The sequence below is a fragment of the Xylanibacter ruminicola Ga6B6 genome, assembly GCF_000687715.1.
GTDB classification, from domain to species: Bacteria; Bacteroidota; Bacteroidia; order Bacteroidales; family Bacteroidaceae; genus Prevotella; species Prevotella ruminicola_B.
In genome coordinates, this window is record NZ_JHXD01000016.1 from 20,633 (window position 1) to 44,279 (window position 23,647).

At 43.6% G+C, this 23,647-nt stretch carries 19 protein-coding genes; 15 read left to right on the plus strand and 4 right to left on the minus strand.

All coding sequences use genetic code 11. The features are described 5' to 3' along the window. Positions 1-3: 3 nt before the first annotated feature. Positions 4-1,065 carry a UDP-N-acetyl glucosamine 2-epimerase gene (locus T500_RS0110165; protein ID WP_028908021.1) on the minus strand — a complete coding sequence of 354 codons (1,062 nt, stop codon included), beginning with the start codon at positions 1,063-1,065 and terminating at the stop codon, positions 4-6. A gap of 326 nt (positions 1,066-1,391) precedes the next feature. Between T500_RS0110165 and T500_RS0110170 the strand changes: the two genes are divergently transcribed. After that, on the plus strand, positions 1,392-1,991 hold the full coding sequence (locus T500_RS0110170) for a riboflavin synthase (RefSeq protein ID WP_013063884.1): 600 nt from the start codon (positions 1,392-1,394) through the stop codon (positions 1,989-1,991). Between the two features lie 10 nt (positions 1,992-2,001). Here the strand turns inward: T500_RS0110170 and T500_RS0110175 are convergent, their stop codons facing one another. Beyond that, positions 2,002-2,640: an HAD family hydrolase gene (locus tag T500_RS0110175; RefSeq protein ID WP_028908022.1), complete on the minus strand. Its 639-nt coding sequence runs from the start codon at positions 2,638-2,640 to the stop codon at positions 2,002-2,004. A gap of 29 nt (positions 2,641-2,669) precedes the next feature. Beyond that, the gene (locus T500_RS0110180) at positions 2,670-5,279 is read right to left on the minus strand and encodes a 4-alpha-glucanotransferase (RefSeq protein WP_028908023.1); all 2,610 of its coding nucleotides are present in this window, start codon (positions 5,277-5,279) and stop codon (positions 2,670-2,672) included. 98 nt (positions 5,280-5,377) lie between these two features. On the opposite strand from T500_RS0110180, the gene mltG reads away from it, so the two are divergent. From mltG to T500_RS0110215, 7 genes are all read left to right on the plus strand, one after another. Further along, the gene (gene mltG, locus T500_RS0110185) at positions 5,378-6,403 is read left to right on the plus strand and encodes an endolytic transglycosylase MltG (protein WP_028908024.1); all 1,026 of its coding nucleotides are present in this window, start codon (positions 5,378-5,380) and stop codon (positions 6,401-6,403) included. An 8-nt stretch (positions 6,404-6,411) separates the two neighbouring features. Then, positions 6,412-8,166, plus strand: coding sequence for a glutamine--tRNA ligase/YqeY domain fusion protein (locus T500_RS0110190; protein WP_028908025.1), 1,755 nt, complete (start codon positions 6,412-6,414; stop codon positions 8,164-8,166). A gap of 11 nt (positions 8,167-8,177) precedes the next feature. Beyond that, positions 8,178-9,596: a tetratricopeptide repeat protein gene (locus T500_RS0110195; protein WP_028908026.1), complete on the plus strand. Its 1,419-nt coding sequence runs from the start codon at positions 8,178-8,180 to the stop codon at positions 9,594-9,596. A gap of 1 nt (position 9,597) precedes the next feature. After that, entirely contained in the window at positions 9,598-10,236 is a 639-nt protein-coding gene (locus T500_RS0110200) for a DedA family protein (RefSeq protein ID WP_013065076.1), read from the plus strand. Between the two features lie 80 nt (positions 10,237-10,316). Beyond that, positions 10,317-11,384 (plus strand): mannose-1-phosphate guanylyltransferase, encoded by a 1,068-nt coding sequence (locus tag T500_RS0110205; RefSeq protein WP_028908027.1) that lies wholly within the window; start codon positions 10,317-10,319, stop codon positions 11,382-11,384. Between the two features lie 11 nt (positions 11,385-11,395). Further along, entirely contained in the window at positions 11,396-12,487 is a 1,092-nt protein-coding gene (gene gmd, locus T500_RS0110210; RefSeq protein ID WP_028908028.1) for a GDP-mannose 4,6-dehydratase, read from the plus strand. Then, positions 12,477-13,643, plus strand: a complete 1,167-nt coding sequence (locus T500_RS0110215; protein ID WP_028908029.1) for a GDP-L-fucose synthase family protein — start codon at positions 12,477-12,479, stop codon at positions 13,641-13,643. Before gmd ends, T500_RS0110215 begins: the two co-directional genes overlap by 11 nt. 34 nt (positions 13,644-13,677) lie before the next feature. Here T500_RS0110215 and T500_RS0110220 read toward each other — a convergent pair whose 3' ends face one another. Continuing rightward, positions 13,678-15,168, minus strand: coding sequence for a xylulokinase (locus T500_RS0110220; protein ID WP_028908030.1), 1,491 nt, complete (start codon positions 15,166-15,168; stop codon positions 13,678-13,680). Positions 15,169-15,353: 185 nt separating this feature from the next. Between T500_RS0110220 and T500_RS0110225 the strand changes: the two genes are divergently transcribed. The 7 genes from T500_RS0110225 to T500_RS15770 all read left to right on the plus strand — a co-directional run bounded on the left by T500_RS0110225 (position 15,354) and on the right by T500_RS15770 (position 23,644). Then, on the plus strand, positions 15,354-15,719 hold the full coding sequence (locus tag T500_RS0110225; protein WP_013063705.1) for a response regulator transcription factor: 366 nt from the start codon (positions 15,354-15,356) through the stop codon (positions 15,717-15,719). A gap of 9 nt (positions 15,720-15,728) precedes the next feature. Next, positions 15,729-16,922 carry a sugar transferase gene (locus T500_RS0110230; RefSeq protein WP_028908031.1) on the plus strand — a complete coding sequence of 398 codons (1,194 nt, stop codon included), beginning with the start codon at positions 15,729-15,731 and terminating at the stop codon, positions 16,920-16,922. Between the two features lie 15 nt (positions 16,923-16,937). Then, complete coding sequence (locus T500_RS0110235) at positions 16,938-17,894, plus strand: TolC family protein (RefSeq protein ID WP_028908032.1); 957 nt, start codon at positions 16,938-16,940, stop codon at positions 17,892-17,894. Positions 17,895-17,909: 15 nt separating this feature from the next. Continuing rightward, a complete protein-coding gene (locus T500_RS0110240) occupies positions 17,910-20,087 on the plus strand; it encodes a GumC family protein (protein ID WP_028908033.1) in 2,178 nt (725 codons plus the stop codon). A gap of 234 nt (positions 20,088-20,321) precedes the next feature. Then, on the plus strand, positions 20,322-21,620 hold the full coding sequence (locus T500_RS0110245) for an O-antigen ligase family protein (protein ID WP_196243499.1): 1,299 nt from the start codon (positions 20,322-20,324) through the stop codon (positions 21,618-21,620). After that, positions 21,604-22,488 (plus strand): glycosyltransferase family 2 protein, encoded by an 885-nt coding sequence (locus T500_RS0110250; RefSeq protein WP_028908035.1) that lies wholly within the window; start codon positions 21,604-21,606, stop codon positions 22,486-22,488. Before T500_RS0110245 ends, T500_RS0110250 begins: the two co-directional genes overlap by 17 nt. A gap of 4 nt (positions 22,489-22,492) precedes the next feature. Beyond that, the gene (locus tag T500_RS15770) at positions 22,493-23,644 is read left to right on the plus strand and encodes a glycosyltransferase family 2 protein (RefSeq protein WP_036908972.1); all 1,152 of its coding nucleotides are present in this window, start codon (positions 22,493-22,495) and stop codon (positions 23,642-23,644) included. Positions 23,645-23,647: the final 3 nt, after the last annotated feature.

The window sequence follows — 23,647 nt, forward strand, 5'->3', positions numbered from 1 at the left end:
GGATTAGGCAAGTATAATCTGAACAATGCGCTCTGCTGTTCGACCATCCCAACGGTCAGGCAGGGCGCATTTCTTCCATTCGCCACTCACCATTTTCTTAACAGCCTCGCTCAGTTTGTCAGCGTCCTCACCTACCAACACATTCGAACCAACATTCACGGTTTCCTGATGTTCTGTATAATTGTTCAGGGTAATGCAAGGCACGCTATTAAAAGTAGCCTCTTCCGACACATTGCCCGAATCGGTAATAATACCAAGTGCATGAGCAGTTAACCAGCCAAACTCCAAATAACTCAAAGGCTCTACAATATCAATAGCCAATCCCATGCCTTCAACCACCTTTCTGGCTTCACCACGCAAAGGAGCAATAATTCGCATACCATTAGCCGAAGCTACCATTGCCTTTAGCATCTTCTCTAAATTATCAATATCTGCAATCAGTGCCTTACGGTTCAATGTAAATACCAGATACTGTTTCTCTTCAAGTGATGGGATTGAGGCAGGCTTCTTCATGCGGTCGTAGTTGTATCGCAAAGTATCCATCAGGATATTACCCACCATATAGGTCTGTGAGCTCTCCGACTGTTCACGAGTAGCTATGCCCGTACTCTTCACGCCAGCCGTAAACAGGTAATCAGACAAGGCATCTATCACCAAACGGTTGATTTCCTTAGGCATATTGATATTAAACGAACGTGTACCAGCTACCAGATGCGCCAAGCGAATACCACGTTTCTTGGTAACTATGGCAGCAGCCATGGTCGAAGCCAAATCATCCACCACAATCACAACATCAATCTGATGCGCATCGAGGAAAGCATCAAAACGGGCCATGACCTGACTGGTAATCTCGTTCAGACTCGTTGAATCTACACCTAAATAATATTGTGGACGTGGCATCTGCAAATCATCAAACAGCGATGCCTCAAGCGTTGGATCGTTCTCACTTCCTGCATAAACCAACAAACATGTTGCTTCAGGATTCTTATTAATGGCTCTTACCAAAGGTGACACCTTAACGAAATTTGGGCGAGCACCCGCTATGATACATACAGTCTTTCCCATTTCTTTCTATTTTTGAGTGCAAAGATATAGAAAAAGTTTCTATTTACCAAGAAAAATGGCAAAAGGTTTGGATAAGTCCCAAAATAGTTGTATCTTTGCAGCAGAAACAGTGGGTCGTGCCTGATAGATCGGGATACTCTACATTAACAAAACAAATCGGGATCGTTTCCCTTGCCAATGGCGGGCCACGATTATCCTCCACGAGGAGAGCAGCAATGCCGGTGGATTACAACAGCAGGGAGCCCCCACATCGTGTGAAACAGGAGTTTTCACCAAATCATCGGCACGTACCCTTTTCTTTTTTATTAAACATTATATTTTTTGATATGTTTTCTGGAATCATCGAAGAATTTGCTACTGTAACAGCTATCCATAAGGATCGCGAAAACATCGATTTTACATTAAAGTGTTCGTTTGTCGATGAGTTAAAGATCGACCAGAGTGTTGCTCATAATGGTGTTTGCCTGACTGTTGTTGCCATTGAGAATGGCACCTACACGGTTACCGCTATGAAGGAAACACTCGACCGCACCAATTTGGGCTTGCTCAAAGTTGGTGATAAAGTAAACGTTGAACGCTCTATGCTGATGAACGGCCGATTAGACGGTCATATTGTCCAGGGCCATGTGGATGAGACAGCTCGCTGCATTGCTGTTGAGGACGCTGATGGTTCTACCTATTTTACTTTCGAATATCCAGAGAACCGCGAGATGGCATTGAAAGGCTATTTCACTGTTGACAAAGGCAGTGTTACCGTTAATGGCGTAAGCCTCACAGTCTGCAATCCAACAGCTAACACCTTCCAGGTTGCCATCATCCCCTACACTTTCGAGCACACTAACTTCTGCGATATCCGTGTAGGTTCGGTAGTCAACATCGAGTTTGACATTCTTGGCAAATATATCGCCAGACTACAGCAAATTTAATGCACCTTTATCATAACAATTCTGATGGAGCGGAGATGAAAGTCTTCGCTCCATGTTGTATCAGGAAGTCACGATCACGGAATCCCCACAACACGGAAATACAAGGCAGCCCAGAATTCGCAGCCGTTTGCACATCCACATCACTATCGCCAACATAAACTGCCCCATCTTTCTCAACGCCAAGCTCTCGTAAGGCGGCAAACACCGTATCTGGAGCCGGTTTCTTTCGGATTCCCTCAGCCTCATGTTCACCAATAGCCACCTCTATGGTATCCGGAAAGAAGTGGTGACATAGCTCCACGGTAGCAGCCATCATCTTATTGCTAACAACCGCCAGTCTGCAACCATGAGCCTTTAATTCAGCTAACGTCTCAGGAATTCCTGGATATGGTTGTGTAGTATCAAGCGAATGATGCATATAATGTTCGCGGAAAGTTGCAAAAGTCGCATCAAAGTCAGGATTATCCGCCCCGTTGGGAATAGCCCGTTCCATCAACTTTCGTACACCATTCCCCACAAACCTACGCACATCATCTACCGAATGTTCAGGCATACCATGTGTGCGGAGGGCATAATTACATGAAGCCGCCAAATCTGTTATTGTATCTAGTAAAGTACCGTCAAGATCAAATATATAAGTGTTATACATTGAAGATAAAATAATTTATAATTTAAACATTAGCGCTTTGAACGCTGAATCATGGTTTTCACCTTATTATTATATTTTTCTGCTTTCAGTAAGTCCTCGATAGAAATATGCATACGGTATTTCCAATGGTTATAAGGATCACTGGGCACATTAATACGCTCTTCACGAACATTCTTTGAGCGTAGTTCGCCATCCATAGCCAACCAGTCCTGCAACGACAACATACAGAGCATGGATGGACAATAGAGGTGCCGTCCAATAATCTCCTCAGCCAAGTGAGCTGGTAACTGCTCTGGGGCTCGACCTTGTTTCTGCAACATCGACACATAGAAACGCTGAGTACGCTCAGGACTTTCACTCCACCACAAGCGTAAGGGCGACATATCGTGCGTTGAAATCGTTGCAACAGAACGGTAAGGATTACCATCAAGATGAGCAAACTCATAGCCACTCTGTTTAGGCATCGACTGGATTTCGAGCGACAGAATACGTAACTGATCGAGTACTGGCGTCACACAATCAGGCAACATTCCCAAATCCTCGCCACAGCAAAGCATGCGGGTTGAACCAAACACATCAGTCAACTTGCGGATAGCCTCAGCCCCCCAGAAAAAGTTATGACGCTGATAGTAATAATTATTGTAAAGTCGCATAAATGCATCTTTCTCTTCAGCATTCAACGCATCAAACACAGGCTCCCCTATCACACCGATTCGTGGATGATACATACCCGGCTGTTTAGGATCCTCCAAGAAGAGCACCCCACTAATCAAGCGATAAAGCCCATCGCGAATCCATAAACTATTTTCATCTGTACGTCCCTCAAAAGCCTGCTGCACCTTTTTCTGCGTACTATAATCTGGATTCAAATCATACAGACCGTAACTCTTAGGCATCAGGAAATGTTCACGGACATATGGTGCATGCATACCAAACAGCTTATCCAGCACCCTATCGTTAATAAAAGGTCTGGTAAACAAGTCCTTACGGAAAGGCAAACCAAAGTATTCTATCTCACCAACAGTCATAGGCAACGAAGGCGAGAAGTGACCAAGTAATCCAAAGACAGCGTCGCCAGGTATCTCCCATATTCTGAAGAAGCCCAGGATATGGTCAATGCGGATGGCATCGAAATACTGTTCCATCCACCTTAAACGCTTACGGAACCACTCCACGACGCCAGTTCCCCAATTATAAGTAGGAAATCCCCAATTCTGACCGTTGGGTGAGAACATGTCTGGCGGCGCACCTGTTTGTGCATCAAGATGAAAATAATCAGGGTGGATAGCCGTTTCTACACTATTGCCATTTACGCCGATAGGTACATCGCCCTGCAGGAAGATGCCTTTTGATCGGGCATAGTCAGCCGCGACTTTCAGTTGTAAGTGAAGATGGTATTGTGTAAAGTAAACCACCCCCAATGGCAAATCCAACCACTTGGCGTAAGGCACCAACCAATCCTGATTCTCAGCAAACCAAACTTTAAATTCCTTGGCTTCAAGCGTCTGTTGGCCTTTCTCATCAAACAGTTCTTGAATATAAGCCCGCTTCACACGGCCCACCGCCTCATAATCACTATAACCAAGTGCGTTAAGTTCCTGGCGTTGACGATGATACGTATTCATTTTCTGTTTATTTCTCAATACTCCAACAGCCTCTATATCCAGATAATGAGGATGCAGAGCAAAAGCCGAAACAATATTATATGGATACGAATCACTCCAGTTTTTTGAGCACGTTGTATCGTTAACCGGCAGCAATTGGATAGCCTTCATACCCGTAGCCACGCACCAGTCAATGAATCGGTATAGATCGCCAAAATCGCCCACGCCATACGACTGCTTACTACGTAGCGAGAACACGGGAATCACCACGCCTGCAGCTCGCCATGTATGCTCTTTAACTCTCAGGTTCTCACCATAAGCCACCAGTACAGTACCATCAGGCACCATAGTCTGATCAGCTGGCAGCAAACCTGCAGTTGTGCGATTATCACCTTCCTCCCAAGTCACAAGTGCATGGGTAGCGTCATCAATAATCACATATTTATATTCTATAGGCAACAGCACAGCATCCACATTCACCGACAGCAGCCACTCGAATCTACCAATCGACTCCATACGTAGATAACGAGCCACATTCCAGCTACCCAACGCCGGATGGTTACCTATAATAGCTACCGATTGCCCCTTCTGCAATTGAGGAGCCGACACTCTGAACAGGATTGTTTTACGATACAAAGGTACACGAAGCGGCTCAACCTGCTGGTCAACAGCCAGTCCCATCGTAGTATGATAAGCCAAGCTATAAAGATGATACTGCAGAGGCACATCACGCCACAAATCAGCCATCACATAGTCTTTTGCCGAATCAAAGTAATAGGTTCGTGGTATCGCATTCCACTCTTTTCTAAGCACATTGTCATCAGCATCCTCTACCTGATAGTAGTAAGAGAACGATGCTATCGGATGTTTGCGCGATTCAAGCACGGTGGTTTCCAAGTGCCACTCCAAACCGTCAGAGGTAATCATCATCAACCGTTCCGTCTTTTTGGTCTGGTCGATGCTGAGATAAGTCAGCAGCACATAGAGATTTTGTCCCCATTGAGTGCCATATTGTATAGAAAACTTAAGTTTCATAAGCTATATTTTAGGGCAAAGATACAAAAAAATGATAAATTAGCGATAATAGTGGAGAGATTTTTGTAACTTTGCAGCGTTTTTTCAAGGATATGAAGATGAATTGGATAAAAAAGTCAAGCTATCTGGTTCCTATCATTGTATGCGTATTAGGAATCTTGGGCATCGCATATTACTATTTTGTGGGGAGTTTTTCTAAACTCAGCGCCACAGAATACGTGTATATCGACAACAACGACAATCTTGATTCAGTATGCGTCAAGTTGGAGCCGATTGCATCCGAACATGGTCTTTCGGCATTCAGAATGCTCGCACGCCATGGTGGTTATAAGGAGCATATTCGTAGCGGTCGATACGCTATCACACCCGATCAGAGTACGATCAAAGTATTCCGTAATCTGAAGAACGGACATCAGGAACCAGTAAAACTTACCATTCCCGAGAGTCGTACCATGGACAGACTGGCCGGTTACCTGTCACGAAAACTGATGATGGACAGCGTTGCTGTAGCCATCCTGCTCAGTGATTCATCGTTCTGCGCACAGCAGGGTTATGACACAGCCACTATCGCCTGTTTGTTCATCCCCAACACCTACGAGGTCTATTGGAACATCTCTATAGAGAACCTGATGAAGCGCATGCAGAAGGAGAACGAGAATTTCTGGAATGTACAGCGAACACTGAAAGCCGAGGCGCTGAAACTCAGCAAAAACGAGGTTTGCACATTGGCGAGCATTATCGACGAGGAGACAGCTAACAATGCCGAGAAACCTATGATTGCTGGCATGTATCTGAACCGATTGAAGGCAGATATGCCACTTCAGGCCGACCCCACCATCAAGTTTGCCTTGAAAGATTTTGCAATCAAGCGTATCTACCACAACATGCTGCAATTCAACAGTCCTTATAACACCTATAAGAATACAGGACTGCCTCCCGGTCCCATCAAGATTGCATCGGTAGCAGGTATCGACGCTGTACTGAATCGCACAGCCCACGATTATCTGTATATGTGCGCCAAGGAGGACTTTTCTGGCACGCATAATTTTGCCAGAACCTATCAGGAGCACCTGAAGAATGCAGCCAAATATTCACAAGCATTAAACGAAAAAGGAATAAAATAACACAAGATATGGAAGAGATAATTAAGAACGAGACAGAAGAAAAGAAGTCTGTCAGCTTCATTGAACAGAAAGTCATCAATGACCTGGCAGAGGGTAAGAACGGTGGCAGAATGCAGACCCGTTTTCCACCAGAGCCAAACGGTTACCTGCATATTGGCCATGCTAAAGCTATTGCCATCGACTTCGGACTGGCTAAGAAATATGGCGGTCAATGCAACCTGCGCTTCGACGATACAAACCCCATCAAGGAAGATACAGAATACATCGAGAGTATTGAGAACGATATCAAATGGCTCGGTTTCAAGTGGGCTAACGTTTACTATGCCAGCGACTATTTCCAGGAGCTCTGGGACTTTGCTGTATGGCTCATCCAGCAGGGACGTGCTTATGTAGATGAGCAGAGTGCCGAGGTGATTGCCCAGCAGAAGGGTACCACCACAAGTCCTGGTACAAACAGTCCCTATCGCGACCGTCCCGTTGAGGAGAACCTGAAGCTGTTCGAGTTCATGAACAGTGGCAAGTGCGAGCCAGGCACACTGGTTCTGCGCGCCAAGATTGATATGGCTCACCCCAACATGCTGTTCCGCGATCCCCTCATTTATCGTGTACTCAATATTCCTCATATCCGTACAGGCAACAAGTGGAATGCTTACCCCATGTACGATTTCACTCATGGTCAGAGCGACTACCTCGAGGGTGTAACCCACTCATGGTGTACACTCGAGTTCGTTGAGCATCGCCCCCTTTACGATCTGTTCGTTACATGGATGAAGGAGTGGAAGGGTGAGACTGACAACATTGAGGACAACCGTCCACGTCAGACCGAGTTCAATAAGCTGAACCTCAACTACACACTGATGTCAAAGCGAAATCTGCTGGCATTGGTACAGAATAACATGGTAAGCGGTTGGGACGACCCCCGTATGCCAACTATCTGCGGATTCCGCCGCCGTGGTTACAGTCCCGAGAGTATCATCAAGTTCATCGACAAGATTGGCTACACCAAGATTGACGCCCTGAACGATATGGCCCTCTTGGAGAGTGCTGTTCGCGACGATCTGAACAGTCGTGCTATCCGTGTTAGCGCTGTACTCGATCCTGTGAAGGTGGTTATCACCAACTACCCTGAGGACCAGATTGAACAGCTCACCGCTATCAACAACCCAGAGAACGAAGCTGATGGCACTCACACTGTAGAGTTCACCCGCGAGCTTTGGATTGAGCGCGACGACTTTATGAAGGAAGCCGAGAAGAAATTTATGCGATTGGCCCCTGGCAAGGAGGTTCGTTTGAAGAACGCCTACATTATTAAATGTAACGAGGATCATCCCTGCGATGAGGATGAGAATGGTAACGTAACCACCATCTATTGTACCTACGATCCTGATTCACGCAGCGGTATGCCTGGTTCTAACCGCAAGATTAAGGGCAAGACTCTCCACTGGGTAAGTTGCAAACACGCTGTCGAGGCCGAGGTTCGTCTTTACGACCGTCTGTGGAAGGTAGAGAATCCTCGTGATGACATGGCCGCTATCCGCGAAGCCAAGAACTGCGATGCAGTTACAGCGATGAAGGAGATTATCAATCCCGACTCACTGCACATCATCAAGAAGTGCTATATCGAGCCATACGCCGCCGATATGAAGCCACTCACCTATCTGCAGTTCCAGCGTATTGGTTACTTCACACCTGATACTGATTCAACAGCCGAGAAGCCTATCTTCAATAAGACAGTTGGACTCAAGGACACTTGGAAAAAATAATTTAAGAAGAAGTGCCAGAAGATTTAGATTATTTCGAAAGCGAGGATTTTAAAGAGATTCTACGCCAATACGAAGAGTCAGTCAAGTCGGGCGAACGCATCTACATAGATGCCGACGACTTGACTGACATTGCCGATTATTACCACTACAATAATCGGTTAGCCGAAGCCGAGGATGCCATTTCCTTAGCTATCGAATATAATCCTGAAGCCGTTGGTCCGATGCTTTATCGGGCCCGTGAGGCATTAGAGAAAAAGGATTTCAAGACCGCCGAGCAATATGCCGACAAAGTCGAGCCTCTGGATAGTATCGAAACAGTCTATCTGCGTGCCGAGATACTCCTCGCCAAGAACGAGGTTGAAAGTGCCGACAAGTTACTCAAACAATACCTCAATGAAGTGCCCGACGATGAATCTGTCGACTTTATAAAAGGCGTAACCGATCTCTATCACGAATACAACCAGTTTGGCAAAGCCTTCGAATGGATAGTCAATGCCACCAACGATCACTCCGACAGTTTCAAGGAGTTGATGGCTCGTACATTATTCGGCTTAGGCAAATACAAGGATAGCGAAAAACTCTTCAATGAGTTACTCGATAAAAATCCCTACTCTACGAATTACTGGAATGCCTTAGCTGGCATACAGTACATGAAAGAAGACTATTCGGCAGCGCTTAACAGCAGCGAATATGCCATTGCCATCGATCCCAACGACACCAATGGTCTGTTGTCAAAGGCCAACACCCTGTTAGCGATGGGTAATCACGACGAAGCACTCAAGTACTTCCAGAAATATTCCGAGAAGATGCCAAACGACGAGTTTGGCCATCTTCATGTGGCTATCTGTCTCGCAAACAAAGGTTTACACAAAGAAGGATTAGAGGCATTGAAGAAAGCTGTCAGCGTTTCAGCTGTCAGCTCTATATACCTACCAGAGATATATCAAGAGATGGCTTTCACTTATAATGTATTAGGCCAAATGGACAAAGCCTTATGGTGCTTAGACATGACCGACCAATTAGATTGCAACCATTACCATATGGGTGTTATCAAGGGACACATTCTCTTAGCCAACCAAAAAATTAAAGAGGCCAAAGCCGCATTCTACAAAGTAATAAAAGAATCGGGTTACAATCCTACGGTCGTACTTAGGGTTATCATCTCTTACCAAGACAACAAATACTTACAATTTGCATACGAATCCTATCTGGGATTCTTCGAAAAGGTTGGCAAAGATTTTAAGGAGGGTTATTCTTATCTGGCCTTATGTTGCAACGAGCTGATGAAGAACGATGAGTTTTTATACTACCTGAAGAAGGCCTGCGATTGCAATCCCGAGGAAGCCAGGGCCGTATTAGGCGAGTTATTTCCCGATAACATGGATCCTAAAGATTATTACAAATACGCATTAGAACATTCAGACGAATAATATGAATTTTATTACAAACATTCTCAACACACTCGGTTGGTATCCAACCATTTTCTTTCTGATGTTATTAGAAAGTACAGTAGTACCAGTACCATCAGAGTTTGTTGTAACGCCTGCAGCTTACCATGCAGCCAGTGGCTCATTAAACGTATTTTTAGTCATCCTATTTGCCACACTTGGAGCTGATATTGGAGCCAGCATCAACTACTTTGTAGCTTTGTATGTTGGTCGTCCAGTCATCTACAAGTTCGCCAACAGCAAATGGGGCAAGATGTGCCTGCTTAATCAGGAGAAAGTTGAGAAAAGCGAGAAATACTTTGACGATCATGGCATCGCCGCAACACTTACCGGTCGATTTGTCCCCGTCATCCGCCATCTCATTTCCATCCCAGCCGGTTTGGCACGTATGCATTACGGTAAGTTCCTGCTGTTTACCACCATCGGTGCCGGTGGCTGGCACAGTGTACTGGCGCTGTTAGGTTGGTATCTGCATGCCATTGTACCCGAGGATCAGTTGAACGACAAGATTAGCGAATACGCCGAATATATCAAATTCGCCATCCTGGGTCTGATTGTAGTGGCTGTCGTTTATTTCGTCATCAAACGAAAACTTAATCATAAACAAGAAAAGTCAGCGTAATAAGCATTTTTTCGCTTTTTTATGCTTTCTTTTCTATTATTTTTCGTATTTTTGCGCAATATTATCAGCAAACAACGATTATGGCAAGAACAAACAACCATTTGGTCATCATGGCAGGCGGCGTTGGTAGCCGTTTCTGGCCCATGAGTACTACCGAGAACCCAAAGCAGTTCATCGACGTTCTCGGCGTTGGCAAAACATTACTACAGTTAACGGTAGAAAGATTTGGCAATTTGGTTAAGCCCGAGAACATTTGGGTGGTAACCAACCAGAATTATCAGGACATTGTTAAGCAGCAGTTGCCTGATATGCCAGCAGGAAACATTCTATGCGAACCTTGTCGCAGAAACACAGCACCATGTATTGCTTACGTTAGTTGGCGCATTAAGTCGAAAGATCCTAAGGCCAACATCATTGTAACCCCAAGCGATCACATTGTGACCGACAAGACAGAATTTCAGCGTGTCATCAAGGAGTGCATGCAGTTCACCAGCGAGACCGACGCTATCGTTACCTTAGGCATGAAGCCCAACCGCCCTGAAACAGGCTATGGCTACATCCAGGCCGACCTGAGCACCAGCTCACTCCGAAACAAAGAGATCTTCAGAGTAGACTCTTTCCGCGAGAAGCCAAATCTCGAGACGGCTCAGGAATATATCAAGAAGAACTATTATTTCTGGAATGCAGGCATCTTCATCTGGAATGTAAATACCATTGTGAATGCCTTCCGCATCTACCAGCCCTCAATGGCCAAGATATTCGAGTCGCTGTTACCTATCTATGGTACCGACAAGGAGCAGGAGGAGATCAACCGATTGTTCCCCGAATGCGAAAACATTTCTGTCGACTACGCTATCATGGAAAAGGCCGAAGAGATTTTCGTTTGTCCATCCGACTTCGGGTGGAGCGACCTGGGCACATGGGGCTCACTTCACGAGCAAAGCAAGAAAGACCTCTATGGCAATGCCAGCATCGGTCCCGATGTCAACCTGATCGAGAGTCACAACTGCATTGTTCACACCATGCAGGAAAAGAAGGTAGTTATTCAGGGTCTCGATGGTTATATCGTAGCCGAAAACAACGACACACTGCTCATCTGCAAACTGTCAGAAGAACAGCGTATCAAACAATTCTCAGGAAATAATTAACATAAACTATAATGGATAAAAAAGTTGCTCTTATCACCGGTATTACCGGTCAAGACGGTTCATATCTGGCCGAATTCCTCATTGAGAAAGGTTATGAGGTTCACGGCCTCATGCGTCGATCATCTTCATTCAACACTGCCCGTATCGAACATCTTTATCTCGACGAGTGGGTTCGTGATATGAAGAAAGCCCGCCTTGTTAATCTCCACTGGGCCGACATGACCGATTCATCATCCCTGATTCGTGTCATCTCTAAGATTCGCCCAACCGAGATATATAACCTCGCAGCTCAGAGTCATGTAAAGGTATCTTTCGATGTTCCCGAATATACAGCCGATACCGATGCCAACGGTGTGCTCCGTTTGCTGGAAGCCGTACGCATTGCTGGTCTGGCTGATACTTGCCGTATTTACCAAGCCTCTACTTCAGAGCTCTATGGTAAGGTACAGGAGGTTCCTCAGAGCGAGACTACCCCATTCTACCCCCGCTCTCCATATGCCGTAGCAAAGCTCTATGGCTTCTGGATTATGAAGAACTATCGCGAATCATATAATATGTTCTGCTGTAACGGTATCCTCTTTAACCACGAGAGTGAGCGCCGCGGTGAGACTTTCGTTACCCGTAAGATCACCTTGGCAGCAGCCCGTATCGCCCAGGGTTATCAGGACAAACTCTATCTGGGTAACCTGAACTCACTGCGCGACTGGGGATATGCCAAGGATTACATCGAGTGCATGTGGCTTATCTTGCAGCAGCCCGAGCCCGACGATTTCGTAATTGCCACAGGCGAATACCATACCGTTCGTGAGTTTGCTACCCTCGCTTTCAAAGAGGTTGGTATCGAACTCGAATGGCGTGGCGATGGTGTCGACGAGAAGGGTTACGACAAAGCAACCGGCAAAGCACTGGTTGAGGTCGATCCTAAGTACTTCCGTCCCGCCGAGGTCGATCAGCTGTTAGGTAATCCCGCCAAGGCTAAGGCCAAGTTAGGTTGGAACCCACAGAAGACCTCTTTCGAGGACCTGGTAAAGATTATGGTTCAGCACGACATGAAGTTCGTTAAGAAACTATTCCTTAAAGCACACATGGACGATGCTGAGTAAAGATAGTAAGATATATGTAGCGGGACACCACGGACTTGTGGGTTCCGCTATTTGGAATAACCTGCTTCAACGAGGCTACACCAATCTGGTGGGCCGCACTCACAAAGAGTTAGACCTGACCGATCAGGTAGCCGTTAAGCAGTTCTTTGATGAAGAGCGCCCCGATGCCGTAGTGCTGGCAGCAGCCTTTGTTGGTGGCATCATGGCTAACTCACTGTATCGTGCCGACTTCATCATGATGAATATGAAGATTCAGTGCAACGTTATCAGCGAGGCCTATGCTCACGGTGTCAAAAAACTACTTTTCTTAGGTTCTACATGCATTTATCCCAAGAATGCACCACAGCCTATGAAAGAGGATTGTCTGCTTACATCACCATTGGAATACACCAACGAAGAGTATGCCATCGCCAAGATAGCAGGCTTAAAGATGTGCGAGAGCTACAATCTACAGTACGGCACCAATTATATCGCAGTGATGCCAACCAACCTCTATGGTCCTAACGACAACTTCCACCTGGAGAACAGTCACGTCATGCCAGCCATGATGCGTAAGGTATATCTTGCCAAGCTCATCCACGATAATGCATGGGATAAGATAGCCATCGACTTGAACAAACGTCCGGTCGAAGGTGTGAACGGCGATGCTACACAGCAGGAAATCTTGACAGTTCTGGCTAAATATGGTATCGAGAACAATAAGGTTACACTATGGGGTACTGGCACCCCACTGCGCGAGTTCCTTTGGAGTGAGGATATGGCCGATGCATCAGTACACGTACTGCTGAATGTGAACTTTAGCGACATTATCGGTATCGAGAAGTATTCTTCAGTTCACTACGGAGCCTCTACTGATGGCGCTGTAGATCGCAACCATTCTGCTGGTCGAGGAGGCGCCATTCCCAAGTTAGGCGAAATCCGCAACTGCCACATCAATGTGGGTACAGGTAAGGAGCTCACTATTCGCGAACTTTCCGAGTTAGTAGTCAAAGCCGTAGGCTTCGAAGGAACCGTAGAGTTCGACGCCACCAAACCCGATGGTACTATGCGTAAACTAATTGACGTTTCTAAACTTCATTCTCTCGGCTGGACACACAAAGTTGAGATTGAAGATGGTGTTAAGAAACTATTCGAATGGTACAAAAATACTTTATAAAAAGAAACCCGCCGTTTGGCGGGTTTTCTTTTTATTATAGATTCTTTTTCAAGGTTTCTTTCCAAGCCTCGTAGGCAGCACGATAAGCAGCACGGTTCTTGGCATCAGGCTCAATCACCTCCAACTTATCCAGCGAAGCGAAAGCCTCAGAAGCATTAGCATAGATGCCTGCACCTAAGCCAGCACCCTTAGCGGCACCAACAGAACCGTCTGTATCATACAGTTCGATAGTAGCGCCACTAACACCAGCCAGTGTATTACGGAACAATGGACTCAAGAACATGTTAGCCTTACCAGCATGAATCTTCTTGATATCCATACCCATCTGCTGCATAATCTCCATACCATAGCAGAATGAGAATACGATTCCTTCCTGAGCAGCACGAACCAGGTGAGCCTTGTTATGCTTATTGAAGTTCAAGCCGTTGATTGAGCAACCAATCTCCTTGTTCTCCAATACACGCTCAGCACCGTTTCCGAATGGGATAACAGTTACACCCTCGCTACCGATGGGCACACTGGCAGCCAGATCGTTCATCTCAGCATAACCAATCTCTGGAGTGATATTACGGTGAGTCCATGCATTCAGAATACCTGTACCATTAATACACAGCAGCACACCCAGACGAGTCTGGTCGGCAGTATGATTCACATGCGCAAAGGTATTTACACGGCTCTGTGGATCGTAGTTCACATCACCAAGAACACCATATACCACACCCGATGTACCGGCTGTAGCAGCAATCTCACCAGGATTCAGCACATTCAGCGAAAGCGCGTTGTTAGGCTGGTCACCACCTCTATAAGTAATAGGAGTACCGGCTTTCAGCCCCATCTCAGCAGCAGCCTCAGCACTTACTACACTCTGCTCAGCAAAGGTAGGCACGATATCAGCAATCAGCGAATGGTCGAATCCATAGTAATCCATCAGGAAGTCAGCCACCTGATTATTCTTGAAATCCCAGAACATACCCTCCGACAGACCGCTTACGGTGGTATTTGCCACACCACTCAGTCGCATAGCGATATAATCACCAGGCAACATCACCTTATATATTTTACTATAAAGTTCTGGTTCATTTTCTTTTACCCAAGCCAACTTGGCAGCAGTAAAGTTACCAGGTGAATTCAACAGATGACTCAAGCACTGGTCGGCACCAAGATCCTTAAAAGCCTTCTCACCATAAGGTACTGCACGTGAGTCGCACCAGATAATAGCAGGACGCAACGCCTTCAGATTCTTATCTACACAAACCAAGCCGTGCATCTGATACGAAATACCCACAGCCTTAATTTCCTCAGCTGTAGCTCCGCTTTCCTTCATAATCTTCTGCAGACTCAACTTGGCATTATCCCACCACATCTGTGGGTCTTGCTCTGCCCAACCGGCCTTTACAGCCATAATAGGAGCCTCCTTTTCAGGGTAGAAAGCTGTTGCTACACACTTGCCGCTATCGGCGTTAACCAACGATGCCTTCACTGATGAGCTACCAACATCAAAACCTAATAGATATCTATTTGCCATAATTATTTAATAATGATTCTTTATTTATAGTACGTTTCAAATGCAAATTTCCCTAAATAATTTAATAAAAACGACTTTTTTCTATAAAAAAGTGATTTTTTTATGTATTTTTGAGTTGAATTTAATTTTTTTGTTTACCTTTGCACATAGAATGATTAAAAATTGCGGATTAATATAATTCATATATGAAGAAGAAAATACTAATACTTGACGACAAAGAGACCATTGCAAAGGTTCTCTCGATTTATCTGATGAGCGACTACGATGTACAGTGGTTGCCCGATGGTTTGCAGGGTGTAAAATGGCTGCAGGCAGGCAACACCCCCGACCTCATCATCTCTGATATTCGTATGCCAGGAATGCGTGGCGATGACTTTTTGGAGTGGATTAAGCAGAACGAGCTGTTCAAGCAGATTCCTGTCATCATGCTTTCCAGCGAGGACTCCACCAGTGAGCGTATCCGCCTGCTGGAGATTGGCGCCGAGGACTATATCGTCAAGCCCTTCAACCCCATGGAGCTTAAAATACGAGTTAAGAAAATTATTCCTTAAATAAATAATATGATAGGTGTTGTATATCTTGGCAGCAATCCCAAGACCGAGGAACGATTAAGGTACATTCCCGGTCGATTGGTGCAGTACACAAGAAATTACAAAGATGCGGCATCAGCGTGTTCAACGCATGTCCGCAACGAGCATTTTATTGTGTTTTACGAGCAGGGCGAGCAAGACGACGATATTAACGCCATCAACTTTTTAAAGAAAAAAAACAAGCACATCTATATTATTCTGCTCACTAAGGATTTTACTGCAGAAAACCGTGCTATTTACCAGAAAAGCGGTATCAACGATACCCTCGACAGCAATGCCTCTATTACTGAACTCAATAAGAAGATTCAGTTTATTTCCGACCGTGAGAACATGCTGTTCGACGATCAGCAGCCTAAATACAGAATGTTACGATTCAAGATTCCTCTTTGGAAGAGAGTCTTCGATGTATTCTTCGCATTGATAGTACTCATCCTAACCTCTCCCATCTTCATACTTACAGCCATTGCCATCCGTTTGGAGAGCAAAGGCCCGATTATCTTCAAGTCAAAGCGCGTAGGTGCCAATTACACCATCTTCAATTTCTTGAAGTTCCGCTCTATGTACCAGGATGCCGAGGCACGCCTGAAGGAGGTTGCCAAGGAAGCTGGTAACCAGTATGCAGAAATGAACAAAAAGGCCGAAAAGCCATCTATGGTCAGCTTGGACATGGGCGCCAACATGATGATTGGTGACGATACCGACATGATGATTGCCGATGATGAGGTGATGCTGGTAGGCGATGACTTTGTGATCTCTGAAACCGACTATAGCAAGGAGAAGAAAGAAGAAATCGAGAACGCATTCGTTAAGATTGAGAACGATCCCCGCGTAACCAAAGTGGGTAAGTTTATCCGTAAATTCAGTATCGACGAGCTGCCTCAGCTATTCAATATCCTCAAGGGCGATATGTCGGTGGTTGGTAACCGTCCACTCCCACTCTACGAGGCCGAGAAGCTCACCATCGATACCAGTATCGACCGCTTCATGGCTCCCGCTGGTCTCACCGGCCTTTGGCAGGTTGAGGAGCGCGGTAAGGGTGGCATGATGTCAGCCGACGAACGCAAGCAACTCGACATCAAGTACGGCCAGACCTATAACTTCTGGTTGGATATGAAGATCCTGTTCCGTACTTTCTTTGCCTTCGTACAGAAGGAGAATGTATAACTAAATCCCTACATTATGAACAGATTCTATCGACTGATATTCATATTTGCTGTAGCTACAACCAGCACGACAGCCCTCGCCCAATTCAACGAGAGCGGTATTAGTGCCGGTTTCTTTGATTCCAGCAACGAAAAAGATATTAACTTTTCGGAATTCCATCTGCCACCATTGGCAGTATTATTTGAAAATGCGAAATCTAATCCGCAGATTCTTTCACTGGAAAAGGCTCGTCAATTAGCAGAAGCAGAAGTTGCCAAACAAAAACGCCACATTTTCTCATACCTCACAGGTCATGCCAGCTATAGTTATGGTATAGGTGACATGTGGGGCAATACCTCATCAGCATATAGTGCAACAATTTATCAATATCAAGGTTCCCAACAAAGTTATTGGAATATTGGAGTAGGCTTGGCAATTCCCGTTGAAGACATTTTGGATTTAACAGCCGCTGTAAAACGAAAAAGAATAGATGTGGAGAAGGCTGCTATTGAGAAAGACATTGCATACGACCAACTTAAATTACAAATTGCAACACTATTTATAAAAATCACCAATAATCTTGTATCACTCAAGACCTTAGGTGAAGCCGCTGCTGCATATCAAGGAGCTGGTGCATTAGATCGTGAAGATTTCGAAAATGGCAATATGGATATCGCCTCTTATGCATCTACTAAAATGTATGAAAGCGGTCAAGTATCTGGATATCAAAGTTTACAAACTGAAATAACCACAGATATTATTACCCTTGAAATCTTAACCCATACACCCATTATTACAAATGCAACAACAGAAATTACGCTTGATAAGAGCATTAGCAAGACACCAAAAGAACAGGCCAAAGAAAACAAGGCTAACGAGAAAAGAATCAAAGCTTTAGAAAAAGAGGAAAAAGATAAGCTCAAGAAATTGGAGAAAGCAGAAGCTAAAGCGGAAAAAGCTGCAGCCAAAGCCGCTAAGAAGCAAAAGAAATAAACAAAATTTGCCACTATGGATTTATTTAGATATATAGTCAGATTCCTATTTAAAATCAGATGGTATCTTATCATCTTACCAATGATTGCTTTGGTCGTTGCGTGGTTTTCAACACGCGATATGGAACGAGTGTATGATACAAACACCACCATCTATACAGGAATGATTACAGGATACAATATTGAGGGAGGCACAGGAACTGCAGGTGGTCAATCGCAAACAAACATGACAAATTTAATATTACTAATTACGACTGATGCAACAGTCCATGAAGTTTCCTTACGATTATTTGCCCGCTGTATGATGTATGGTAATGCAAACAAAGACAATAACTATATTTCCGCCGAACACTATCGCCAATTATATAATAGCGTTCCAGCAGAAGTAAAAGCACTAATCAACCATAATAGCGAAAATGCGACATATGCTAACTTAAAAGCTTATGAACGCCCTTCAGCTGACAACTTTGTTTTTGGACTTACAAATTATCATCCATATTTTGGAATCAATAGTATCACTTCGAGATTGAAAGTATTACAACTTCAAAGAAGCGATATTATCGATATCGGATATTCATCTAACGATGCAGGTATTGCTTATAACACCTTAGATATATTAAATGAGGTATTCGCCCGTCAATATGCTTTATTACGTTATGGCGAGACCAATAATGTAATCAAATTCTTTGAACGAGAGGTAGCTCGCCTATATCGTATTTTAACAAATGCAGAAGATGATCTGATCCGCTACAATGTTGAGAAAAGAATTATTAATTATGGTGAGCAGACGAAATTGCTTTCAGGTATGGACGCTACTCAGAAGACAACAGACAATGATCTTCTGATTAACAAAACTACAACACGTGCTCTGATGAACTATTTAGAACGTCAATTAGGCGATCGTGCAAAAGTCATCAAAGCAAATAGAGACTTCACTAATCAGGTGACCGATATTTCTCGTATTCAATCACGCATCTCAAACCTTCGTTTAATGAGCAGTGAAGGAGGTACTAGCGGAGTTGAAACACAAACCGAGCTTGCAAAAGCGCAACGTATGCTCCAAGAAGCCTCAAACAATGTCAAAGGTCTTGTTAAGGATATTGAGGCTGGCAATTATAATACAGAAACGGGTGTCAAAGCTACAGGAATGATTGATAAATGGCTAGAGCAAGTCCTAAAGCTGGAAGAAACCAAAGCCCACGAAAGCGCCCAGGATGTCATGCGAGAAAAAATTGACAAAGAAGTTTTGTACTATGCACCAATTGGTGCAACAGTATCACGAAAAGAGCGACACATTGCCTTTATTGAGGGCAATTATATGGAAATGTTGAAAGCATTAAATAGCGCTCGTCTGCGTCAGAAAAATCTTCAGATGTCTACCGCTACGCTCAGAGTACTGAACCCTCCGATGTATCCGATGAATGCTCAGCCAACAAACCGAATGATGACACTATTGGGTGCATTTATGCTTACATTTGTGTTCGTTGCTTTATATTTCTTCATTATAGAATTACTTGACAGGACTCTTAGAGACAGGATGCGTTCAGAACGAATTACCCAATTACCAGTCATGGGCTGTTTCCCCAAAGAAAGCAATTTACGTTATCGCCGATTCAATAAAACCATTGCTGACATGGCCCTCCGGCAGCTCAGTAAAGCACTATTACCCCACTTTGAGGAAGGCAAACAAAATGTACTGAATCTGATATCAACAGATGCCGCTAACGGAAAAAGTTATATTGCCCAAGAATTAGAGAACTATTGGATTTCTATAGGTCTCCAAGTACGTCGCATCACATACGATGAAGACTACTTGGCAGAGGATAGCCGCTTCATTTTGGCAAAAGATATTAAAGACATATGTCCAGATCTACTCCCTAATGAAATTGCGATTGTAGAGTATCCGAATTTGGACGATAATTCAATTCCACCAGCATTGCTCAATATGGGCACTGTCAATTTATTAGTTACTCGTGCAAACCGCACTTGGAAAGATGTCGACCAAAAAGCATTAAAAGAATTGAATGAACGATTGGAGAACAAGAATTCTCTCTTCATGTACTTGACAGAATGCCAACGTTATGCTGTTGAAGAATTTGTAGGTCAGTTACCGCCATACACCCCATTCAACAACTTCATCTATAGAATGTCACAAATGGGTCTGACTGCGGTTGAAAATAGTCATGCAAAATAAATGGTAAATAAAATATATTCAAGTAGAATATCAGAATACACCCATGAAAATGGAGGAAGAGTATTATTACTCTTTCTCCTATTTTTCCTTGCAATATACCAATTAATTACATCTGGTCTAAATGCGCTTGCTTTAATATGCGTTTCACCTCTCGTAATAGTTTTTGTATATTTAGCATTCAACCAAAGGATGTTCACGTTTTGGGCATTAATAGTCATTAACTATCTCATTCAGATGAAAGACATTACGCTTCCTATCCCAATGTCTCTACCAAATGAAATGCTCGAAATTTTGTTATTAGCTATTGCTATTTTTGATATCCGCCAAACCGCAAAAATTGAAAAGATACTAAATCCCATGCTATTAGCCTTGATTATATGGTGTAGTTTCTGCACATTGGAGATTCTTAATGACACATGTAATTTAGGCATAAATTTCGGAGCTTGGTACCAAGGAGCAAGACTTATGGCCTTTCAACTATTATACACATTTCTTGTTTTTACTATCTATATATCATCACCTAAAATATTGATGAGATACATTAAACTATGGGCATTTTTGTCTCTATTTTCTGCATTTTGGGTATGGAAACAGCAAAACATGGGGTTTACTCCTGCAGAAAACGCATGGATCCAGACTCGTGGCCGATTAACACACATTCTTAATGCCGGAACACTTATACGCTATTTTTCAACATTTAGCGATGCTGCAAATTATGGTTGTAACGCTGCAGCAACAACAGTTGCATTTATTCTTTTCGGCATGACGACGAGAATTAGAAAAGACAAACTCTTATTCTTAATTACCGGTATACTCGTTTTTTGGGGAATGTTTGCATCTGGAACAAGAACAGCAATTTTTTGTGTTGCCGCAGGTTTTGCACTTTACATATTCATATCAAAGTCATTTAAGATAGCAATACCTTTCACCATAGTATTTGGTATATTTGCCTTTATTCTAGCCTTTACCACAATAGGAAATGGTAACCAGCAAATTCGTAGAATGCGATCAGCATTCAATAAAGATGACGCTTCTGCAAATGTCCGCGAAGTAAATAAAGAAGTTATCAGGAAATACATTCAAGATGCACCATGGGGCATTGGTTTGGGTATGGGATGGGATAATGTACCTGCAAATAGTAAATATTTTAAGTTAGCTACAATACCGCCCGACTCTGAGTATGTATTTATATGGATACGTACAGGTCCCATCGGAATGACTATGTTTATTATTTGTACAGCAATAATGATAGCTGCAGCATGTTCCACAATTTTATTTAGATTGAAAAATGCATCACTTAGGGGAATAGGAGCAGGGTTCACTTGTGCCTTTTTATCGATACAACTAGGCGGATATGCAAATCAGGTTATAATGCAGTTTCCCAATTGCTTAATATTCTATGGCGGGCTCTCTATCGTTTTCATATTGCCTGAACTAGAACCTGCATGGACAGAATACGAACAACAACGAATTGCGATACAAGAAGAAAAGAAAAGATTAAAACTGGAAAAGAAACTTGCAAAACGAGTATAAATTATCCATCATAACGATCAATTACAACGGTCTGAAAGATACCTGCGAGTTGATTGGTTCCTTCCCCTTCAACAATGATATGGAGGTGATAGTGGTAGATAATGCCTCAACTCAAGACGAAGCAGGCATCATTGCTGAGAATTATCCACACGTTAAAGTCATTCGCAGTCCGCGTAATCTCGGTTTTGCCGGAGGTAATAATTTAGGTATTAAGGAAGCAAAAGGCAAGTACGTTCTTTTAATTAATAACGACACCTATTTCAAGGAGTTCAATATAGAACCGCTCATTAAACGCCTAGAATCATCAGATAAGATCGGTATCATCTGCCCCAAACTCCGTTTTGCATGGGATAGCAATCCAATTCAGTTTGCCGGCTACTCCCCTTTATCAAAAATAACAGTGAGGAACCAAGCCATTGGCTTCGGCGAAGAAGACCATGGACAATACAACAAAGCCCACCAAACTCCATACGCTCATGGAGCAGCTATGTTGCTAAAGCGTGAAGCCATTGATAAAGTCGGCCTCATGCCCGAATGTTACTTTCTTTATTACGAAGAAATAGACTGGTCAATGATGTTCACCCGGGCCGGTTACGAAATATGGTACGATCCAGCATGTACCGTTTACCACAAAGAAAGCCAAACAACTGGTCAAAACAGCCCCCTCCGTACATACTATATAACTCGCAATAGATTATTGCTAGTAAAACGAAATTACAAAGGTATTAGCAAATACCTATCATATATATACCTTATTGGTATAGTCGCCCCTCGCGACATAATCAAATACACCCTCCAAGGCAGATTTGACTTAGTCAAATCCATCTGCAAAGGCATTGTCAACTGTCAATTACAAATTATCAATTAACGACATGGATTTCTGGATTATACTATATATCATCGATTGGATACTATTTATCCCTGTTGCAGGAACAGTGCTTTATCTAGGTATTTTTTCTGTAGCCTCTCTTTTTACAAGAGATTCTGTTTTGGATAAAGCCAAAACTCAAAACCGTTTTGCCATCATCATCCCATCTCACAAACAGGACAGCGTTATTGAACAATCTGTCGTTTCTATCTTAAGCCAAGACTACCCACAACGTCTCTTCGACGTGGTTGTGGTATCCGACCACCAATCAGAGATAACTAACATGCGATTGGCCCAATACCCTATCACATTGTTGACACCCGATTTTGCAGAAAGTACCAAAGCGAAATCGCTTCAATATGCCATTCTAAAATTGCCCGAATTCAAAATCTACGATATTGCTATGGTTTTAGATGCCGACAATATCGTTGAGCAAGATTTCTTGACAAAAGTAAACGACGCCTTCGAAACTGCTGCAACAAAAGCCATCCAGCTGCATCGTATTTCCCGAAATAGAGATACGGCAGCTGCACGAATGGGATCAATTTTCGAAGAAATCAACAACAACATCTTCCGCAAAGGGCACATTAATCTCGGTATTTCAGCAGCATTAGCTGGTTCAGGAACTGCCTATGATTTCCGATGGTTCAAGACCAATGTCATGAAAGCCAAAACTGCGGGTGAAGACAAAGAGTTAGAAGCACTTTTATTAAAGCAAGGATATTTCATCGATTATTTTGACAACATACTGCTTTATGGCGAAAAGAAAAGAACCACCAGCAAAATGAATGAACAGCATGGCCGTTGGACTTTACAACAATTTCAAAACTTACTAAGAAACATTAGATATTTGCCTGGTGCATTCCTACGAAAACAATACGATTGGGCAGATAAACTCATTCAATGGATGCTGACGCCTCGTACCAGCATGATTGGCATCATGATGATTATGAGTATCATACTTCCTTTCATATATCTAACATTAGCTCTCAAATGGTGGATTGTCAGTTCCGCTGTACTATTCTTCTTTGCTTTAGCTACACCAGATTATCTGGTGGATGAAATGTGGGACCGCACGTTTTTACGTTCACCATTCATTACGTTATGGGGGATTATTACCACAAAATTAATTCATAAGAAAAAAGAAACTAACTAAATA

Coding starts and splice junctions, on each gene's coding strand:
- T500_RS0110165 (WP_028908021.1), bottom strand. CDS start 1,065: ATGGGAAAGACTGTATGTATCATAGCGGGTGCTCGCCCAAATTTCGTT.
- T500_RS0110170 (WP_013063884.1), top strand. CDS start 1,392: ATGTTTTCTGGAATCATCGAAGAATTTGCTACTGTAACAGCTATCCAT.
- T500_RS0110175 (WP_028908022.1), bottom strand. CDS start 2,640: ATGTATAACACTTATATATTTGATCTTGACGGTACTTTACTAGATACA.
- T500_RS0110180 (WP_028908023.1), bottom strand. CDS start 5,279: ATGAAACTTAAGTTTTCTATACAATATGGCACTCAATGGGGACAAAAT.
- mltG (WP_028908024.1), top strand. CDS start 5,378: ATGAATTGGATAAAAAAGTCAAGCTATCTGGTTCCTATCATTGTATGC.
- T500_RS0110190 (WP_028908025.1), top strand. CDS start 6,412: ATGGAAGAGATAATTAAGAACGAGACAGAAGAAAAGAAGTCTGTCAGC.
- T500_RS0110200 (WP_013065076.1), top strand. CDS start 9,598: ATGAATTTTATTACAAACATTCTCAACACACTCGGTTGGTATCCAACC.
- T500_RS0110205 (WP_028908027.1), top strand. CDS start 10,317: ATGGCAAGAACAAACAACCATTTGGTCATCATGGCAGGCGGCGTTGGT.
- gmd (WP_028908028.1), top strand. CDS start 11,396: ATGGATAAAAAAGTTGCTCTTATCACCGGTATTACCGGTCAAGACGGT.
- T500_RS0110215 (WP_028908029.1), top strand. CDS start 12,477: ATGCTGAGTAAAGATAGTAAGATATATGTAGCGGGACACCACGGACTT.
- T500_RS0110220 (WP_028908030.1), bottom strand. CDS start 15,168: ATGGCAAATAGATATCTATTAGGTTTTGATGTTGGTAGCTCATCAGTG.
- T500_RS0110225 (WP_013063705.1), top strand. CDS start 15,354: ATGAAGAAGAAAATACTAATACTTGACGACAAAGAGACCATTGCAAAG.
- T500_RS0110230 (WP_028908031.1), top strand. CDS start 15,729: ATGATAGGTGTTGTATATCTTGGCAGCAATCCCAAGACCGAGGAACGA.
- T500_RS0110235 (WP_028908032.1), top strand. CDS start 16,938: ATGAACAGATTCTATCGACTGATATTCATATTTGCTGTAGCTACAACC.
- T500_RS0110240 (WP_028908033.1), top strand. CDS start 17,910: ATGGATTTATTTAGATATATAGTCAGATTCCTATTTAAAATCAGATGG.
- T500_RS0110245 (WP_196243499.1), top strand. CDS start 20,322: ATGAAAGACATTACGCTTCCTATCCCAATGTCTCTACCAAATGAAATG.
- T500_RS15770 (WP_036908972.1), top strand. CDS start 22,493: ATGGATTTCTGGATTATACTATATATCATCGATTGGATACTATTTATC.